Source organism: Acinetobacter sp. ANC 4558, from assembly GCF_002135375.1.
GTDB lineage: Bacteria > Pseudomonadota > Gammaproteobacteria > Pseudomonadales > Moraxellaceae > Acinetobacter.
On sequence record NZ_NEGH01000002.1, the window covers coordinates 144,799 to 163,176 of the forward strand.

The window sequence follows — 18,378 nt, forward strand, 5'->3', positions numbered from 1 at the left end:
CGTATTCAACGGCAACATGTTTAAAATAATGAATTACGCTGACTGCCATGACCTACCACTATCACGATGAAAGCATTATAAAAACCTTAGCTGAAGATACAATTTTTGTCTTTGGTAGTAACCTAGCAGGTCAACATACTGAAGGTGCAGCAAAAACAGCCTTAGAGCATTTTGGTGCATTAAATAAGGTTGGACGTGGCTGGTCTGGACAAAGTTTTGCTATTCCGACCATGAATGAGCATTTACAACAAATGCCTTTATCACAAATTCAACATTATATAGATGACTTCAAAATCTACACAAAAAATCATCCTAAGATGCGATATTTCATTACATCCTTAGGCTGTGGTACCGCAGGGTATAAAATTGAAGAAATTGCACCGATGTTTAAAGGGATTAGTCATAATGTTATTTTTCCAGCCTCATTTCGACCTTTTGTAGAAAAAGCTTTAGCTAAACTTACACCACATTTTTTACATGCCATTTTTAATGATACTGTTATTCTAAATACTGAAGAAAACAATGAATTAATTCAACATTTAGCTTTAACCGATGCAGAAAAAAGTGTCGCGAAAATTATTCTTAATACGCAAATCTACCCAGCCGATAGTAATGGTCGAGATCGCGTATTTGAAATACAAGATATTTTATATGCACTACAAGAAAAAACATTCAATTTAGCGCATGAATCAGAAGATCCTTTAGTTTTTGGAGGAGCTATTCTTGCATTACTTGAACTTTATAATATTAATGAAAAAGACTTTATTGATGTATGGCAGGGACAAAAAGAAATTACCCCACCTCGCCCTGCTCATCGAGCAAAAAAATAGGTGCTTTAAAGCACCTATTTTTTAACGTTTCCCCATCGAACGTCGAGTACCACGAGGTGGCATCCAAGTTCGATCAGCATACTGCTCAGGTTTAGGACGAAATTGTTCTACCTCTTCATCTGCACTTTTCGCATCATTCGCATTTTTTACAGGAAAAGGTAATTTTACCATTGCTTTTTTCTTGGGAGTATTTTGGGTGCTCATTAGATTCACTCAAGATTAACTGCACATATTGTACGGAATTTTTGCCTCCTACGCGAGCCCACAAAAATCAAAGCAAACATGTATTGCAAATTTAGTTATAAAGTTTGATTTATTTATAATATGTTTATTTTTTTAACACATTTATTTCTTATTTTAAGCTAAGATAGAATGCTTTTATTTTTTAATCCCCACAAGAAGGAATACTGCCGTGGACGTACGTCTCTCTGATCGTGTAAATGCTATCAAACCGTCCCCAACTCTAGCTGTAACAAACAAAGCAGCAGAATTAAAAGCTGCGGGTAAAAATGTGATTGGTTTGGGTGCTGGTGAACCTGATTTCGACACCCCACAACACATCAAAGATGCAGCAATTGCAGCCATTAACAATGGTTTTACAAAATATACAGCTGTTGATGGTACGCCAGGGCTTAAAAAAGCAATTATTGCAAAATTAAAACGCGATAATAATTTAGATTATGCCGCAAACCAAATTTTGGTTTCTTGTGGTGGTAAACAATCATTCTTTAACTTAGCTTTAGCTTTGTTAAATAAAGGTGATGAAGTCATTATTCCTGCACCATATTGGGTAAGCTATCCAGATATGGTCATTATCGCTGAAGGGACACCTGTCATTGTTAAATGCGGGGAAGATCAGCGCTTTAAAATCACTCCTGCTCAATTAGAAGCGGCAATTACAGAAAACACTCGCCTTGTAGTTTTAAATAGCCCATCCAACCCTACAGGTATGATTTATACAAAAGAAGAACTAGAAGCTTTAGCTGAAGTACTTCGCAAACATCCACAAGTATTTGTTGCGTCCGATGATATGTATGAACCAATCCGTTGGGATGATGCTTTCTATAATATTGCAACAGTCGCACCGGACCTTTACGATCGTGTTATCGTATTAAATGGTGTATCTAAAGCTTATGCCATGACTGGATGGAGAATCGGCTATGCTGCTGGTCCTGCTAAAATTATTGGTGCAATGAAGAAAATTCAATCACAATCAACCTCAAACCCAACTTCTATTTCCCAAGTTGCTGCTGAGGCTGCATTAAATGGTCCTCAAGATGTACTTGAACCAATGATTGAAGCATTCAAGCGTCGTCATGACTTAGTCATTAATGGTTTAAATAACATTAAAGGAATTTCATGCCTTCCTGCAAATGGTGCATTCTATGCTTATGCCAATATTCGTCCACTTATTCGCGCTAAAGGCTTAAAATCTTGCACGGAATTTTCTGAATGGCTACTTGAAGAAACCGGTGTTGCTGTTGTACCAGGTGATGCATTTGGTTTAGGTGGTTTCATGCGTATTTCTTATGCAACTGCAGATGAAGTTCTCGTAGATGCGCTAGCACGTATCCAAAAAGCTGCTGAATCTATTGATGGTGTAGATGCTGCGATTGCTTCAATTGCTGCTGAAAAATAATTATTTTTAATTAAAGAACCCGCTAAATAAAGCGGGTTCTTTTTATCAGGTATAAAATTTTAAATATCAACATTTATCTATATAAAATTACACATTGATTAGTTTTAAAGTATTTTTGGTTTTTTACTAGAAAAGATAACCAATGAAATTCCAATCAAAACGACCAGAGTAGAAATAATAATTCTCCAATTTAATACTTCACCAATAAATAAAGTTCCTCCAATAATAGCCAAACAAGGTACTGAAAGTTGTACTGCACTAGCAGTAACCTGTTCAATTTTTTGCATAATTAAATACCAAAGTACATAGGCACCACTCGATGCTAAACTACCTGATAAAATAGCTAAAACGATACCTTTAGGAAGAATGTAACTTTCATGTGGAATGAGAAATAAAGCAAATAAAACAACAGGAGTTGCAATTAAAAAATTAGTAAACGTACTGATTAAAGGGTTATTCATATATTTACCCCGAATACTATATCCTGCCCAAGCTAAACCAGATAAAAACATCATACTTGAATAGAATAAATCTGGAGTATTTGAGCCAGGCAATAATAAAAATAGAATTCCAAGCAGTGCAATAACTAAGCCTATACCACGTTTTATATTAATTAATTCACCATGAAATATTCCATAAATTGTCATCGAGATTTGAACAGAACCAAAAAGTAAAAGTGCGCCAACGCCTGTATCAATTTTTAAATATGCCAATGAGAAAGCTACCATATAAATCGCTAAAAAAATTCCATTCATTAGATTCCATTCTAAATTTGACTGCTTATCTTTCTTTTTATAACGATAGATTAAATAGAAAAAAAATAAAGTAATTGCACCACTGGCTACACGAATTAAGCTAAAACTTATGGGGTCAATCTGATAATCACTCAGTGCAACACGGCACAAAACCGAATTTGCAGCAAATGCACACATCGCAATCATTATTTTAAATAACATCGTTGACTTACTTCCTTGTCCAACAACCGTTACTCAAGATATATAAAAGTTTCTTATTTTTATCCAGCTTAAAAAAATCATATACAAAATCATTTTTTTTGATAAAAAATGGAAAAATCAATTTTATCTTTAATCTATTTTTTCTAATTTTATATTAAAAGATATTGTAAAAAATTAAATAATATTTAACCATTTTATTAATTACAATATCTTGCGAAAACCAAATGGCTTTAATCGGCCTGCATTAAAGCTAAAACATCTGCTTCGGTCAGCTTTTTGGTATTATTTTTAAAATCATAAAATTTAGGTTTTTGTTCGATAAAGATCTCGCTATCAAAATGCAAGTCATCTTCAGGTAAATTCAACGCAAATACATTTACATTCGCATATTCGTTATTTTTTAAACGCCAAAATAATGATGTCCCACATTCTTGGCAAAATCCTCGCTCCCCCCATTCAGATGAATCATAAATTTTTAAGAAAGTTTGATCATTAAAGAGCAATGAAGCTGGTTTGATATCAATAGACATTAAAATACCACTGCTTTGCTGACGACACATAGAGCAATGACAAACATGTACCTCATGATTTAAAATCTCTAAACTAAACCTAACTTTTCCACATAAGCACTGTCCATTCATTATTTTCGTACTCCTCTGTAATTCAATTTAAATGCAATTCAAAATATACTACAATTCATTTTTTTTACCAATTATGCCTTCAATACTTAGTTCATTAATAGAAATAATATTAATTAATTATTCACATTAAAATAAAAAATAATAATTTTAATAATTAAATGAATATTTATCATAAAGTAAATTATTTAAATTAATTTTAAAAATTTATCTTGTTTTTTAATAAAATTTACTATCTTATATAATAAATAAAATAATTATAATCAATTATTAACCATAGAAAGCAAAAATAATAATTTTAGATTTTTTGTGATTAATTTTGCAAAAAATAAATTAAAAAGAGATAAAACAATGAAAATAATAATCCTATCCTGTGCAACACTTTTATTGTCAAGTCAGATATTTGCAGAAGATCATCTCTATCCGCAAAAAAACTTCTCACTCAAAGCAGGTTATACAGAATTTGACATCCATCATAAAATTTTAGGCTCAGAAAAAGTCAAAAGCCTTGAATATTCTGCCGCATATGATTTCTCAAATTGGGGAATTTGGGGGAAATATGAAACTCAAAAAATTAAAAAACTCAAAAGCAATCAATATGCCATTGGTGCTCAGTATATGCTTTATCAAAACCGTTATATCTATACTTTAGCTTCACTAGGTGTTGGGTTAACGGATATTAATTTTAATAAAAAAAATTACAAGACACAGGCAAAATACATTTACTACCCATTCAATTTAGAGCTTGGTTATAAGCTTCACCCAAATCTAAATATCTATACTTCTATAGGCTATAAATGGTTCAAAAATAAAAACACTAAAATGTATTATAAAGATATTAAAATATCAGATGAAGCAGATAATAATTTAGATTTACATGGACAGACATATAGTATTGGTTTACGTTTTAATTTTTGAACTCATTTAAATAGATTAATCTATAGATCCATCCAACGTCTATTCACTGAATGCCCTGCATTATTATAATGAATTACTTTGGCATAATTTCCCACTGCCGTTGCATTAATTGGTATATCTTTAGTTACAACGCTTCCAGCTCCGATAGTGACATTATGACCAATTTTAATGTGATTAATAATACAAACGTTGGGACCAATATAAACATTATCGCCAATTTCAGCGGCTTGTGTACCACCATTAGCCCCTATAGTTGTAAATTGTGAGAGGTTAACATTATTACCAATAATCGTTGTTGGATTGATAACTAAAGGACCGCCATGACCTATATAAAGTCCATAACCAATTTTTGTTTCACGATGTATATCAATTCCATATTTTTTCTTTTTATAATAAAATACTGGATATGTAAGTTTAGCTAATACCGTTTTAGAACTAGCAAAGCGAAACCAAACACTAAAATTAAAACCCCGATTAAATAAATAATTTTTTATAAATGATTTTAAAGTCGTATTTCCACTATATCGATATAAATCACTTAAAATATATTTAATAATCATTAATTTTACCAACCTTCGTTAATATTTATGATGAAAAACTTTAATCACACAACTTTTTAATAGTCCTATACAGTAAAAATGAAGAACTACATCTATTTTAAAACTAATTACAAGAAAAGATCTGATAATCAAGTCGTCTGTCAGTTAACAATACATGATCACTCATGCAAAAGTATAAATTTGTACAAATACTTGCCATGAATGTAAATTTAAGCTAGTGTAATAAATACAGTAGATCTTATATAAGATGCTACAACGAAGTTGGACGGATCATTGACAGCTTATTGCGTTTAATTCATATTAAACAAGAAATCAGCACTAGCCTTCCAACAATAAGCTCGCAGAAATGCGAGCTTTTCATTACAACAAATAATAATGATAGCAAAAAAACTGTACCTTTTTATCAATATTTTAAACGACTGTCATATTATTGAATAAAATAACTTTTATCATAACAATCAAAATGCTTCAAAACTTTTAAAGCTATTTCCTCTCCAGTTGCCCATGTCGCCACTAAGGACTCATGATCGACTTCTATAATATCTAAATTAACACATAAAATTTGAGCGCTTTGAACAATAATAAACTGTGGTGAATGCTTTTTTAGGCATTTGGCGATATAGAATGTTATTTCTTCTTTTTTATAGATATCAATAATTTTATAGCGCATTTCTCACCTAGATATTAGCGACTTAACTTCAATTTCATTGTAGAGAAACAACATGTTAATGGAAATTGGAATTATGTATTAAAATAATGTGAATGATAGTTTTATGTTATTTTACAAATATCCAATCGTTAAAATAAAAAATTATTGTTCGATTTTAGTTTGACTATTCATTAAAAAGTTACCCACATACTTAGCATATGTAGATAACTTTTTTAAAACACAATTAAATAAAGATATTTTTATTTTGAATGATGAAAATGAGATTTGAATGACTCCCATTTTTGCTGACGATTGGTTTTATGTTCTGCTTTTTTTTGCTCTTTTAATGTAAAGTTTGCAATACGCTGAGTTTCATTCCAAGCCTCAACACTTGCCTCAATTTCAGCTTGTACTTCATTGAAGTCCCAACGATAAACAGTCGCTCCTGATTTTTCAAAAAAAGCATCTAAAAATGCTTCAGACTCTTCAAAGATATCAATAATAAGTCCAGTTTTCCCTACTGGTAATATTTGGCTAATTTTTCCAAGTACAGCCAAGTCATCTTTTTCATGATTTATATCGTAAGATTCTCCTATTAAAGCACCTGCTGTAAAGCCTAAAATTATTCCGAGTGGTCCACCTAAAATACCAATTAATGCACCAATTAAACTTCCACTCCAAAGACCATTATCTTGGTCTGGATTAACTTGATCTTCAATTTTAAAACGGCCATCAAGTTGTCTGTGAATTAAGCTAAGCTCATGGATTTTATTTATATTTATTTTTTTTAGTTGTGTAAAACCCTCGAAAGCTTTGGCAGATTCATCCCAAGTAACCAAAACAACATTATGTGACATAAAACTTTCTTCCTATCTATTTGGTTGTGTTATTCTTCACTTATATCCTATTATTATTTACGAAATAAAGTTATTTTTTGTACTTTTACCATTTAACCCTGTATATCTTTATATAATTTTATTATAAATATTAAAAAAATTAATTTAATCATTGAAACCTAAAGTAAATTATATTATTAAAGCCTATAAAAACATAATAATTAATTTCTTATTTTATTTAAAAATCAAGTATAATTAATATATTTATTAATTTAAGGTTTTATTTGAGGAGATATAACATGTCAACTGAACAATATACAGGGATTCAATATTTAACAGCAATTAAAAATGGAGAACTTCCTCATGCTCCAATGGCAACAACGATTCCAATGAGAATTGTAGAAGTTAAAACAGGATATGTTGTGTATGAAGTTACTCCTAATAATACGCATTTAAATTTACAAGGTGGTATTCATGGTGGATTTTGTGCAACTATTCTAGATAGTGTTACAGGTGGAGCTGCACATACTATTATGGATCAAGGTGTGCAATTCGTTACAACCGAATTAAATATTAAAATGATTCGCCCTATGCAATCTGGGAAAACATATCGTGGCATCGGTCAACTGATTAATGCAGGACGAACTTTAGTCATCACTGAAGGAAAAATTGTAGATGAAAATGATAAAATTTTTGCATATGGAACTGCAACTTTAATGATAATTCATCGTTAATATTTATGCTCTAGCCTATTAATTCAATCGAATAATATTATTATTTTACTGACTAAATACAAATATTATATTTTTATGTCTAAGTTATTTAATCCATTTTATTTATTGACAAAATAGAATGGATTTAAAATTACTATTGACGTAAATAATAAATATTATCCAACATCATTATTTATATTATGAACCATATGTAATAAACGTGGTGCAATATCTTCTTCCAATTTTTTGGGACTCAAAATAAAGCTAGGACCGCCACAATTAAAGACCAATAAGCCATGTTGTTCATGATAATAAGGTACTGCTACAGAGTTAACATCTTTATGCCAGTCACCTAACGAAAAACAATAACCTTTTTCTTCATATTCTAAACATGCATGTTTTAATTTTTTCTGAATATCGTTCCATTCATCTGGTTTTTTTTCTTGAATTGCTTTCAATAAAAACTCTTGTTCATCTTTAGGCATCGCAGCAATACATGCACGCCCCATAGAACTTAAATGAATAGGTAAATAAGTACCTACCTGACGGCGCATTGTTACATTTCCTTTACCTTGTACAACATCAAGATAAATCATGTTCAGCCGATCTCGTTTTGCCATCGCAACAGCTGCACCCGCATAGTCTGCTAGTTCTTTCATATAGGGATGAGCAACCGAGCGAATAGAAACATTTGAGAGCATTGAATATCCAAATGCCAATACACCGACAGACAATTGATATTTCGTTGAATTCGGAACCTGTTTTAAATAACCCAAACGCGACAATGTATAAGTTAAACGTGTAATTGTGGGTTTTGGTAATCCAGTCATCAAAGATAACTCTTGATTTCCCAAATGTTGTTGCTTAGGTGTAAAACAGCGTAATAATTCTAATCCACGTGCTAAGGCCGTAATATATTGACGATCATTTTCATCTTGCATATCTGCAATAGGATGTAAAAGCTCATGTCTTAAAGGAGCAATTAATTCTTCCTCTTGCTTTTGATTTGTTAAATCATTCATCGTCATTAATAGCCTAAAACTTTTGTATTCATATTTCGCATAGCGGAATTATAATATATTTTTTATATAAATAGCAAAAAGCGACTCAATAAGAATGGCTTTTTGCTATATTGCATTGCTTTTTTACTTAAATGATCAATTAAGAAATAATGCCTTGTGCTCTCAACGCTAAAATTCTTTCAGCATCAATAATATCTGCCAAAATTTCATCCGTATGCTCTCCTAACATTGGTGGAGCCTTTTTATATTGCACAGGGGTACGAGAAAACTTCATTGGTGAACCAATGACTTTTAATTTCTCTTTTTGTGGATGAGGCATTTCAATTAAAAGATTGCGTGCTTTTACTTGTGGTTCTTCAAACGCTTGTTCCAAGTTATTGATTAAACCCACAGGGACTTTTACTGCATGAATAGCATTCACCCAGTGCTTTGCTGTATTAGTCAAAAAATAGTGCGATAAAATGTCAACAATTTCTTGACGATGTTGAATACGTAAAGCATTGGTTGCAAATCTTGGATCGTCTAATAATTCAGCACGCTGAATCGCATGGCACATTGCAGTAAATTGCTTATCATTTCCACACGCAATAATAAAATCTTGATCTGATGCACTAAACACCTGATAAGGCACAATATTAGCATGAGCATTTCCATAACGCTGAGGTACTTTACCTGATGCTAAATAGTTCATGCCTTGATTCGCCATGATTGCAACTTGCACATCAAGTAATGCCATATCAATATATTGCCCCAAACCACTGACCGTTCTATTGAGCAAAGCAGCCTGAATGGCAACTGTCGAATATAATCCTGTGGTTATATCTGCAACGGCCACACCTACCTTTTGTGGCCCACCACCAGGTAAATCATCCTTTTCACCTGTCACAGACATTAAACCACCCATGCCTTGTACAATAAAGTCATAGCCAGGTTCTTCTGCACGAGGGCCAGTCTGACCAAAACCAGTAATTGAGCAATAAACCAATCGCGGATTAATTTCATTCAAGCTTTCATAGTCTAAACCGTATTTCTTTAACGAGCCTGCTTTATAGTTCTCAATTAAAACATCCGATTTAGCCGCTAAAGCACGAACTAACTCTTGTCCTTCTGCTGTTGAAATATCAATTGCAATTGACATTTTATTACGGTTGGTAGACTGGTAATAAGCAGCCTCTTTGGTGTCTTCACCTGCATCATTTTTCATCCATGGTGGACCCCACATACGGGTATCGTCACCAGTTTGGGGACGTTCCACTTTAATCACTTCAGCGCCTAAATCTGCAAGAATTTGACCACACCATGGTCCTGCCAATACGCGACTTAAATCAAGTACGCGAATACCCTCTAATGCACCCATGTATTCTTCCCACTTACACTCTTTCAATAACCATTGCGAGACCTTGTCCCACACCAATACATAAGCTAATTACGGCATATTTTTTACCACGACGTTGCAACTCTCGTGCTGTTGTTAATGCTAAACGCGCACCAGAAGCTCCCAATGGATGACCGACTGAAATTGCACCACCATTTGGATTCACGCGTGGATCATCAAGCGAAATATCTAAACCTTTTAAACAAGATAAAACCTGAGATGCAAATGCTTCATTGATCTCAATAATATCCATATCATCTAAGGTTAAATTTGCACGTTTTAATGCTAATTTAATCGCTTCAATTGGACCTGCCCCCATAATACGTGGTTCGACACCAGCCGCACCTGAAGACAAAATTTTTGCAATCGGTTTAAACCCTAATGTTTGTTCTGCTTGTGCAGAGCCAATTAATAATGCAACTGCACCGTCATTTACACCCGACGCATTTCCAGCAGTGACTACACCATTTTCAAATAATGGCTTTAATTTTTGTAATGCTTCTACTGTTGATGATGGACGTGGATGTTCATCTAAGGTGATTAATTTAGGGGGTAATTTATGACCTTGAGCAATCTCAATCCCAACAATTTCACCTTCAAAAAAGCCATCTTGTTTTGCAGCTTCATATTTTGCTTGAGATGCCGCAGCAAATTGATCAGCTTCTTCACGGTGAATGCCATATTCAACTGCAACGTTATCACCCGTTTTTGGCATGGTGTCATCGCCAAAGTTTTTCTCTATGAGTGGGTTGGGAAATCGTGCACCAATTGTGGTATCAAAGACTTTAAAATCTCGACTAAATGCTTTTTCTGATTTTGCAAAAACAAAAGGTGCTCGAGACATAGATTCAACACCTCCTGCGATAAAGATTTCTCCTTCACCACAGCTAATTGCTCTTGCTGCATCAATCACTGCTGCTAAACCCGACGCACATAAACGGTTTACAGTTTGTGCTGGAGTTTTTACATCTAAGCCTGCCAATAAAACGGCATGACGTGCGACGTTACGACTATCTTCACCTGCTTGGTTGGTATTACCTAAAATAACATCATCATAAATATTATTAGGTAATTGATGTTTTTCAACCAATGCTTTAATGACATGTGCTGCTAAATTATCTGGACGTATCGTTGCCAACTCACCTGCATGGCGACCAAATGGTGTACGTATACCATCATAAATATATGCATTTAACATGGAAAAACTCCTTAAATAGTAGCTATGTGAAGCAGAGGAAGATTTAAACGTGCACGACGTGATAACCAAGGACTTGGACGATAACGCTGATCTCCAGTATTGGCATAGATTCGTTCTAAAATAAGTAATATGCGCTGACTACCGAGTAAATCTCCCCATGAAATTGGTCCTTGAGGATAACCTAGACCCAATTTCACCGCTTGATCAATATCCGAAGCTGCTGCAATTTGTTGTTGTGCAATGTCACAAGCTAAATTGATGACCATTGCTAAAACACGCTGTGAAACAAAACCGATACTCTCTGCAATAACAGAAACACCATGATCATTTTTTGCAAAAATAGCATGTGCCTGATCAATGTATGATTTGTCAGTGACAATAGAAGGCATCAGCGTCCGATGCTTACTAAAATCTGTCAACATATCAATATTAACTGATCGTGTTGCATCTACACCGAAACGTAGTGCTGCCGTTGTTGTATCTTCACCATATGTTGCTAAAAGTATTAAACTTTCTGAGTGCGGATGTTCTGCGGTATCGAGTGTAAATTGTTGTTCATTTAAATAATCACGCAAAATTTGTGCATCTTGCTCTTGATCTGCTTGAATCCATATCGGTTGAAAATTTGTAACCGCTGGCACAGCTTGACGTGGCAATTCATTGATTTTTTTACCATCTACATATTTATAGAAGCCCTCTCCAACTTTTCGACCCACTTTTTTTCCAGCTAACATTTGACGGGTTAATGGATGTGGGCGATAGCGATCTTCTTGATAATATTGATTAAAAATAGACTCCATCACAGGATGTGAAACATCGAGTGCTGTTAAATCAAATAATTCCAACGGCCCCATACGAAAGCCAGCACCTTCACGTAAAATTCGATCTATTTCACTAATAGATGTAACACCCTCACCAAGTACTTTTAATGCTTCTGTACTATATGCACGTCCTGCATGGTTAACGATAAACCCTGGTGTATCTTTTGTTCGAACACCGAAATGACCCATTCGTTTTGCAAGCTCTAGTAAATCTTGAACAACACGTTCTTCAGTAACTAATCCTGCAATTACTTCAACAATTTTCATAAGTGGGACAGGATTAAAGAAATGAAAACCAGCAACACGCTCTGGATGCTTTAAAATTGATGCAATTGCAGTAACGGATAAGGATGATGTATTCGAAGCAAAAATTGTTTCAGTAGCAACAATACCTTCAAGTTGTGTAAATAAACGCTGCTTAATCTCTATATTTTCAATAATTGCTTCAACAACTAAATCAACCCCTGCCACTTCTTCAATATTTTCTAATACAGTGAAACGTGCAAGTGTCTCAGCGAATTGTTGTTCAGTAATTTTACCTTTTTGTTGTAATTTTTCTAAAGTTGCTTTTAATTTACTTAAACCTAATTCTGCTGCACCCGCTTTAGCATCAAATAAACGTACTTCAAGTCCTGCTTGTGCTGCAATTTGGGCAATCCCCATTCCCATTACGCCAGTACCAATAAGCGCCATTTTTTGAATTGTCATGTCTTATTCTCCTGTGTAATTTGCAGTGCGTTTTTCAAAAAATGCATTTACACCTTCTTTTTGATCTTTAGTATCAAATAAAATTTGAAATGCTTTACGCTCAAGTGCTAAAGCACCATCAAGTGATAAATCCTGTCCTAAATTAGTCACTTCTTTAATTTGCTGAACGGCTATCGGTGAAAAACTTGCAATCGTCTTAGCTAATTCAAGTGCATGCGCAATGGTATTTTCATCTGCAACAACTTCAGATACCAATCCCATTTGATTGGCTTCTTCAGCAGCAATAAATTTACCCGATAACACTAAATGCATGGTTTTAAATTTCCCAATCGCACGTAATAATCGCTGCGTACCACCTGCACCTGGCATTAAGCCGAGTTTTACTTCAGGTTGACCAAATTTAGCAGACTGCCCTGCAATAATAATATCGGCATGCATCGCCAGTTCACAGCCACCGCCAAGTGCATAGCCATTCACTGCGGCAATAATTGGTTTTGAACAATCTGTAATACTTTGCCAATATTGTTCTGTATGTCGTAAATACATTTGTGCAGTTGTTGCCGTGGTAAAGTCTTTAACATCTGCACCAGCTGCAAATACCTTTTCACCACCTGTCAAAACAATACAGCGAACCTGATCATTTATATTTAACTGTTCAAATGCTTTTGCAAGTGCTTGACGCAATGCTAAATTTAAGGCATTTCGTGCTTCTGGACGGTGTATTTCAATAATTGCTACACCATCATCTTGAATCGTTAGTTTTAAAATTTCTGTGTTTTCCATAATCTATATATTTCGCAATGCGGTACAAACAACACAATATACATCTTTTTTCAATCTTGTAAATTGATTAATTCAGTTACAAAAAATAATTGTAATTAATAAAACAACCTATTTAACAATAAAAAACAATAATTTATATATTTTTTTAAATTAAAAATTAAATACCGCTGTGCAAAATAAATTTTCATAACCATTGATTCTTGTTTCGCAGTTAATTAGTATCCGCTTAACTTATCAGATGGAGAACTTCATCGTTTGTAAAAAAAACGATAAGTTCGAATTGTTCTATAAATGGAGTAAAAGCATGGTTCGTGACCAACAAACCCTAGACCAATTGGTTGATATGATTCGTCAATTTGTCGAAGGAGTACTTATTCCTCACGAAGAAATCGTTGCTGAAACAGATGAAATTCCACAAGACGTTATTCAACAAATGAGAGAACTTGGTCTTTTTGGTTTAACGATTCCTGAAGCTTATGATGGTTTAGGCTTAACCATGGAAGAAGAAGTTTATATCGCTTTTGAATTAGGACGCACATCTCCAGCATTTCGATCATTTATTGGGACAAACAATGGTATTGGGGCAGCTGGATTAATTATTGATGGAACAGAAGAACAAAAACAATATTTTCTCCCAAAACTAGCTCGTGGTGAAATTATTGGTTCATTCTGCTTAACAGAACCAGATTCTGGTTCTGATGCTGCATCGCTTAAAACAACCGCAGTAAAAGATGGTGATGACTACATTTTAAATGGAACAAAACGGTTTATTACAAATGCGCCTCATGCAGGCGTGTTTACCGTTATGGCTCGTACAAACCCAGATATCAAAGGTTCATCTGGTATTTCCGCTTTTATTATAAATAGTAAAACACCAGGTATCTCTTTAGGTAAACGCGATAAAAAGATGGGACAAAAAGGCGCTCATACCTCTGACGTTATTTTTGAAAATTGTCGCATTCCAGCTTCTGCATTAATTGGTGGCGTAGAAGGGGTTGGTTTTAAAACAGCAATGAAAGTGCTTGATAAAGGTCGTATTCATATTGCAGCCATTAGTGTTGGTGCCGCGACACGTATGCTAGATGATTCACTGCAATATGCTATTGAACGCAAACAATTTGGGCAACCCATTGCAAACTTTCAACTTATTCAAGGTATGCTCGCCGATTCCAAGGCTGAAATTTATGCAGCAAGATGCATGGTTTTAGATGCTGCTCGTAGACGCGATGAAGGTCAAAATGTCAGTACAGAAGCATCTTGCGCCAAAATGTTTGCCACTGAAATGTGTGGTCGTGTCGCAGATCGTGGTGTGCAAATTCATGGCGGTGCTGGATATATCAGTGAGTATGCAATTGAACGTTTTTATCGCGATGTTCGTTTATTCCGTTTGTATGAAGGTACTACTCAAATTCAACAAGTCATTATTGCCCGCAATATGATTCGTGAAGCAACACATTAAACAGTCGCTTTGGGGTTGAATCAGCTCCCTTTTAGATTCAACCCCTTTTTTAATTAGGTAATGGATTATGGCTATCACAAACACTGTGTCGAAAATTGGGCCGCATACTTGGAAGATTGCTTTCATTTTCGCCTTCCTTGCACTCTTGGTCGATGGTGCAGATTTAATGCTCCTTTCCTACAGCTTAAACAGCATTAAAGCTGAATTCGGTTTAAGTCCTGTAGAAGCGGGCATGCTTGGAAGTTTCACACTAGCCGGTATGGCGATTGGAGGAATTGGTGGTGGTTGGGCTTGCGACAAGTTTGGCCGCGTTCGTATTGTTGTTATCTCAATTTTAACGTTTTCTATATTAACCTGTGGTTTAGGATTCACAAATTCATTTTGGGAGTTCGGAACTTTACGCTTTTTTGCATCATTAGGTTTAGGTTCATTATATATTGCCTGTAACACGTTAATGGCAGAATATGTTCCTACAAAATACCGCACCACCATTTTAGGTACACTTCAAGCTGGATGGACGGTTGGTTATATTGTTGCTACGTTACTTGCAGGTTGGTTAATTCCAGACCACGGTTGGCGTATGCTGTTTTATGTTGCTGCAATTCCTGTAGGAATGGCTATTTTAATGTATTACATGGTACCAGAACCTGCGGTTTGGCAAGAAAATCGTTTCAAGAAAGTTGAAAAAACAGAAAAAGTTGAATCTACTTGGAAGCTTATTTTTAAAGATAAGAAGAACCGTAATATGTTCATCTTATGGGCATTAACTGCTGGATTCCTACAGTTTGGTTATTATGGGGTAAATAACTGGATGCCTACATACCTAGAAAGTGAATTAGGTATGAAATTCAAAGAAATGACTGCGTATATGGTCGGTACCTACACTGCGATGATTTTAGGTAAAGTTTTAGCTGGTTTCATGGCTGATAAACTTGGTCGTCGTTTTACCTATGCATTTGGTGCAATTGGTACAGCCATTTTCTTACCACTCATTGTATTTTATAACTCTCCAGATAATATTCTATATTTACTCATTATTTTTGGTTTCCTTTATGGTATTCCATATGGTGTAAATGCAACCTATATGACTGAAAGCTTTGCAACCAATGTTCGTGGTACTGCGATTGGTGGCGCATATAATGTCGGTCGTCTGGGTGCAGCAATTGCTCCTGCAACGATTGGCTATTTAGCAAGTGGTGGCTCAATAGGACTAGGTTTCTTAGTGATGGGGGCAGCATATTTTATCTGTGGTGTAATTCCTGCACTATTCATCAAAGAAAAATTATATGATCCACAGAAATCTTAAAGATCGATATATATAAAAGCCTCTTCGGAGGCTTTTTTAATGACATGAATGCTTTTGTCTGATATAAAAAAATGATAATATACCGCCAAGCGAAATTAAGTTTTACATTATGGAAAATTTTTCTAGAGAATCTATGGAATTTGACGTTGTCATCGTCGGTGCAGGACCTGCGGGTCTTTCTGCTGCGATCAAAATTCGTCAACTGGCTATTGAAAATAATTTAAATGATCTTTCCGTTTGTGTGGTTGAAAAAGGCTCCGAAGTCGGTGCGCATATTCTCTCTGGGGCTGTTCTTGAACCTCGTGCCATCAATGAACTCTTCCCTAACTGGAAAGATGAAGGTGCACCATTAAATGTTCCTGTCGTTGAAGATAGAACCTATTTCACCTTATCTGAAACCACCTATAAAGAAGCACCACATTGGATGGTGCCTAAAACCATGCACAATGACGGCAACTATGTCATCTCTTTAGGCAATGTTGTTCGTTGGTTAGGTCAAAAAGCTGAAGAACTTGAAGTCTCTATTTTTCCAGGATTTGCTGCTGCCGAAATTCTTTATCATGACGATGGGACTGTCAAAGGCATTCAAACTGGGGATATGGGCATTGGGAAAGATGGTGAACCAACCCATAACTTTGCACCAGGCTATGAATTACATGCCAAATACACAATTTTCGCTGAAGGCTGTCGTGGACATCTAGGCAAACGTCTCATCAATAAATTTAATTTGGATCAAGATGCTGACCCTCAGCATTATGGCATCGGTATTAAAGAACTTTGGGAAATTGACCCTGCCAAGCATCAACCAGGTTTAGTTATGCATGGTGCTGGTTGGCCTTTAAATGAAACAGGTTCTTCTGGAGGATGGTGGTTATATCATGCTGAAAATAACCAAGTCACGCTCGGTATGATTGTCGATTTATCCTATACCAATCCACATATGTATCCATTTATGGAAATGCAGCGCTGGAAAACACACCCTTTAATCAAACAATATTTAGAGGGCGGTAAACGTATTTCTTATGGTGCACGTGCAGTCACTAAAGGTGGTTTTAACTCTCTTCCTAAGTTTACTTTCCCAGGGGGAAGTCTTGTGGGTGATGATGCTGGTTTCTTAAACTTCGCTAAAATCAAAGGCTCTCATACAGCAATGAAGTCTGGCATGCTTTGTGGTGAGGCAGTATTTGAAGCGATTGCAGCAGGTGTAGAAAAAGGTGGAGATTTAGCCGTAGCACGTGTCACTGAAGGTGAAGACTACTTCACCAAAGAACTCACCGCGTATACTGATAAGTTCAACAAGAGTTGGCTGAAAGAAGAGTTATATAGCGCACGTAATTTTGGCCCTGCGATGCATAAGTTCGGTCAATGGATCGGTGGTGCATTTAACTTTATCGATCAAAATATTTTTAAAGTCCCATTTACCTTGCATGATTTACAACAAGACTTTAGCGCGTTAAAAACAGTCGATACTGCAAACTTCAAACCGAACTATCCAAAAGCAGATGGCAAACTCACCTTTGACCGTTTATCTTCTGTGTTTGTATCAAATACAGTACATGAAGAAAACCAACCTGCGCATTTAAAATTAACTGACCCAAATATTCCAGTGCAAGTTAATTTACCGAAATGGGATGAGCCTGCACAGCGTTACTGCCCTGCTGGCGTATACGAAATTATGGACAATGATGATGGTTCCAAGCGTTTCCAAATTAATGCTGCGAACTGTGTTCACTGTAAAACCTGTGACATCAAAGATCCTTCACAGAACATCACATGGGTAACACCGGAAGGTGGTGGTGGACCAAACTATCCTAATATGTAATTAAGTAAAGAATCACGATCTTTACGAACATTTTTATTTTAGGTGGTTTGAATGAAGCATAGCTTCATATACCCAAAAATGTCGTGCTGAATTTAGCTCTTCATTTATATTTTTTAGGTAATCCTAGCTCCTTCGGGAGCTAGGA

Annotated in this window: 18 protein-coding genes; 7 read left to right on the forward strand and 11 right to left on the reverse strand. The window is 35.1% G+C overall.

Features of this window, described 5'->3' with window-relative positions; all coding sequences use genetic code 11:
* The first annotated feature begins 47 nt into the window (after positions 1–47).
* Positions 48–830 carry a hypothetical protein gene (locus tag B9T31_RS03090; RefSeq protein WP_086180507.1) on the forward strand — a complete coding sequence of 261 codons (783 nt, stop codon included), beginning with the start codon at positions 48–50 and terminating at the stop codon, positions 828–830.
* Positions 831–851: 21 nt separating this feature from the next.
* Here the strand turns inward: B9T31_RS03090 and B9T31_RS03095 are convergent, their stop codons facing one another.
* The gene (locus tag B9T31_RS03095; protein ID WP_086180508.1) at positions 852–1,034 is read right to left on the reverse strand and encodes a hypothetical protein; all 183 of its coding nucleotides are present in this window, start codon (positions 1,032–1,034) and stop codon (positions 852–854) included.
* A 208-nt stretch (positions 1,035–1,242) separates the two neighbouring features.
* On the opposite strand from B9T31_RS03095, the gene B9T31_RS03100 reads away from it, so the two are divergent.
* On the forward strand, positions 1,243–2,469 hold the full coding sequence (locus tag B9T31_RS03100) for a pyridoxal phosphate-dependent aminotransferase (RefSeq protein ID WP_086180509.1): 1,227 nt from the start codon (positions 1,243–1,245) through the stop codon (positions 2,467–2,469).
* A gap of 104 nt (positions 2,470–2,573) precedes the next feature.
* On the opposite strand, the gene B9T31_RS03105 is transcribed toward B9T31_RS03100, so the two are convergent.
* Both B9T31_RS03105 and B9T31_RS03110 read right to left on the reverse strand, forming a co-directional pair.
* Positions 2,574–3,425 (reverse strand): DMT family transporter, encoded by an 852-nt coding sequence (locus tag B9T31_RS03105; protein ID WP_086180510.1) that lies wholly within the window; start codon positions 3,423–3,425, stop codon positions 2,574–2,576.
* Between the two features lie 230 nt (positions 3,426–3,655).
* Positions 3,656–4,066, reverse strand: a complete 411-nt coding sequence (locus B9T31_RS03110) for a GFA family protein (protein ID WP_086180511.1) — start codon at positions 4,064–4,066, stop codon at positions 3,656–3,658.
* 306 nt (positions 4,067–4,372) lie between these two features.
* Between B9T31_RS03110 and B9T31_RS03115 the strand changes: the two genes are divergently transcribed.
* Entirely contained in the window at positions 4,373–4,981 is a 609-nt protein-coding gene (locus B9T31_RS03115) for a hypothetical protein (protein ID WP_086180512.1), read from the forward strand.
* Between the two features lie 20 nt (positions 4,982–5,001).
* Here B9T31_RS03115 and B9T31_RS03120 read toward each other — a convergent pair whose 3' ends face one another.
* The 3 genes from B9T31_RS03120 to B9T31_RS03130 form a co-directional block, all read right to left on the reverse strand.
* Entirely contained in the window at positions 5,002–5,541 is a 540-nt protein-coding gene (locus tag B9T31_RS03120) for a serine O-acetyltransferase (protein ID WP_086180513.1), read from the reverse strand.
* A gap of 427 nt (positions 5,542–5,968) precedes the next feature.
* Entirely contained in the window at positions 5,969–6,211 is a 243-nt protein-coding gene (locus B9T31_RS03125; RefSeq protein ID WP_086180514.1) for a hypothetical protein, read from the reverse strand.
* A gap of 239 nt (positions 6,212–6,450) precedes the next feature.
* On the reverse strand, positions 6,451–7,047 hold the full coding sequence (locus B9T31_RS03130) for a DUF456 domain-containing protein (RefSeq protein ID WP_086180515.1): 597 nt from the start codon (positions 7,045–7,047) through the stop codon (positions 6,451–6,453).
* 278 nt (positions 7,048–7,325) lie between these two features.
* On the opposite strand from B9T31_RS03130, the gene B9T31_RS03135 reads away from it, so the two are divergent.
* Positions 7,326–7,760 (forward strand): PaaI family thioesterase, encoded by a 435-nt coding sequence (locus B9T31_RS03135; RefSeq protein ID WP_086180516.1) that lies wholly within the window; start codon positions 7,326–7,328, stop codon positions 7,758–7,760.
* A 155-nt stretch (positions 7,761–7,915) separates the two neighbouring features.
* Here the strand turns inward: B9T31_RS03135 and B9T31_RS03140 are convergent, their stop codons facing one another.
* From B9T31_RS03140 to B9T31_RS03160, 5 genes are all read right to left on the reverse strand, one after another.
* Positions 7,916–8,761 carry an IclR family transcriptional regulator gene (locus tag B9T31_RS03140; protein WP_086180780.1) on the reverse strand — a complete coding sequence of 282 codons (846 nt, stop codon included), beginning with the start codon at positions 8,759–8,761 and terminating at the stop codon, positions 7,916–7,918.
* Between the two features lie 139 nt (positions 8,762–8,900).
* Positions 8,901–10,118 carry a CaiB/BaiF CoA transferase family protein gene (locus B9T31_RS03145; RefSeq protein WP_086180517.1) on the reverse strand — a complete coding sequence of 406 codons (1,218 nt, stop codon included), beginning with the start codon at positions 10,116–10,118 and terminating at the stop codon, positions 8,901–8,903.
* 13 nt (positions 10,119–10,131) lie between these two features.
* Positions 10,132–11,334 (reverse strand): 3-oxoadipyl-CoA thiolase, encoded by a 1,203-nt coding sequence (locus B9T31_RS03150; protein ID WP_086180518.1) that lies wholly within the window; start codon positions 11,332–11,334, stop codon positions 10,132–10,134.
* Positions 11,335–11,345: 11 nt separating this feature from the next.
* Entirely contained in the window at positions 11,346–12,863 is a 1,518-nt protein-coding gene (locus B9T31_RS03155) for a 3-hydroxyacyl-CoA dehydrogenase (RefSeq protein ID WP_086180519.1), read from the reverse strand.
* A 3-nt stretch (positions 12,864–12,866) separates the two neighbouring features.
* Entirely contained in the window at positions 12,867–13,646 is a 780-nt protein-coding gene (locus B9T31_RS03160; protein ID WP_086180520.1) for an enoyl-CoA hydratase, read from the reverse strand.
* A 304-nt stretch (positions 13,647–13,950) separates the two neighbouring features.
* Here B9T31_RS03160 and B9T31_RS03165 point away from each other — a divergent pair, with 304 nt between their 5' ends.
* The 3 genes from B9T31_RS03165 to B9T31_RS03175 all read left to right on the forward strand — a co-directional run bounded on the left by B9T31_RS03165 (position 13,951) and on the right by B9T31_RS03175 (position 18,233).
* Positions 13,951–15,105: an acyl-CoA dehydrogenase family protein gene (locus tag B9T31_RS03165; protein WP_086180521.1), complete on the forward strand. Its 1,155-nt coding sequence runs from the start codon at positions 13,951–13,953 to the stop codon at positions 15,103–15,105.
* A gap of 67 nt (positions 15,106–15,172) precedes the next feature.
* A complete protein-coding gene (locus B9T31_RS03170; RefSeq protein WP_086180522.1) occupies positions 15,173–16,411 on the forward strand; it encodes an MFS transporter in 1,239 nt (412 codons plus the stop codon).
* Positions 16,412–16,520: 109 nt separating this feature from the next.
* Positions 16,521–18,233 (forward strand): electron transfer flavoprotein-ubiquinone oxidoreductase, encoded by a 1,713-nt coding sequence (locus B9T31_RS03175; RefSeq protein ID WP_086180523.1) that lies wholly within the window; start codon positions 16,521–16,523, stop codon positions 18,231–18,233.
* Positions 18,234–18,378: the final 145 nt, after the last annotated feature.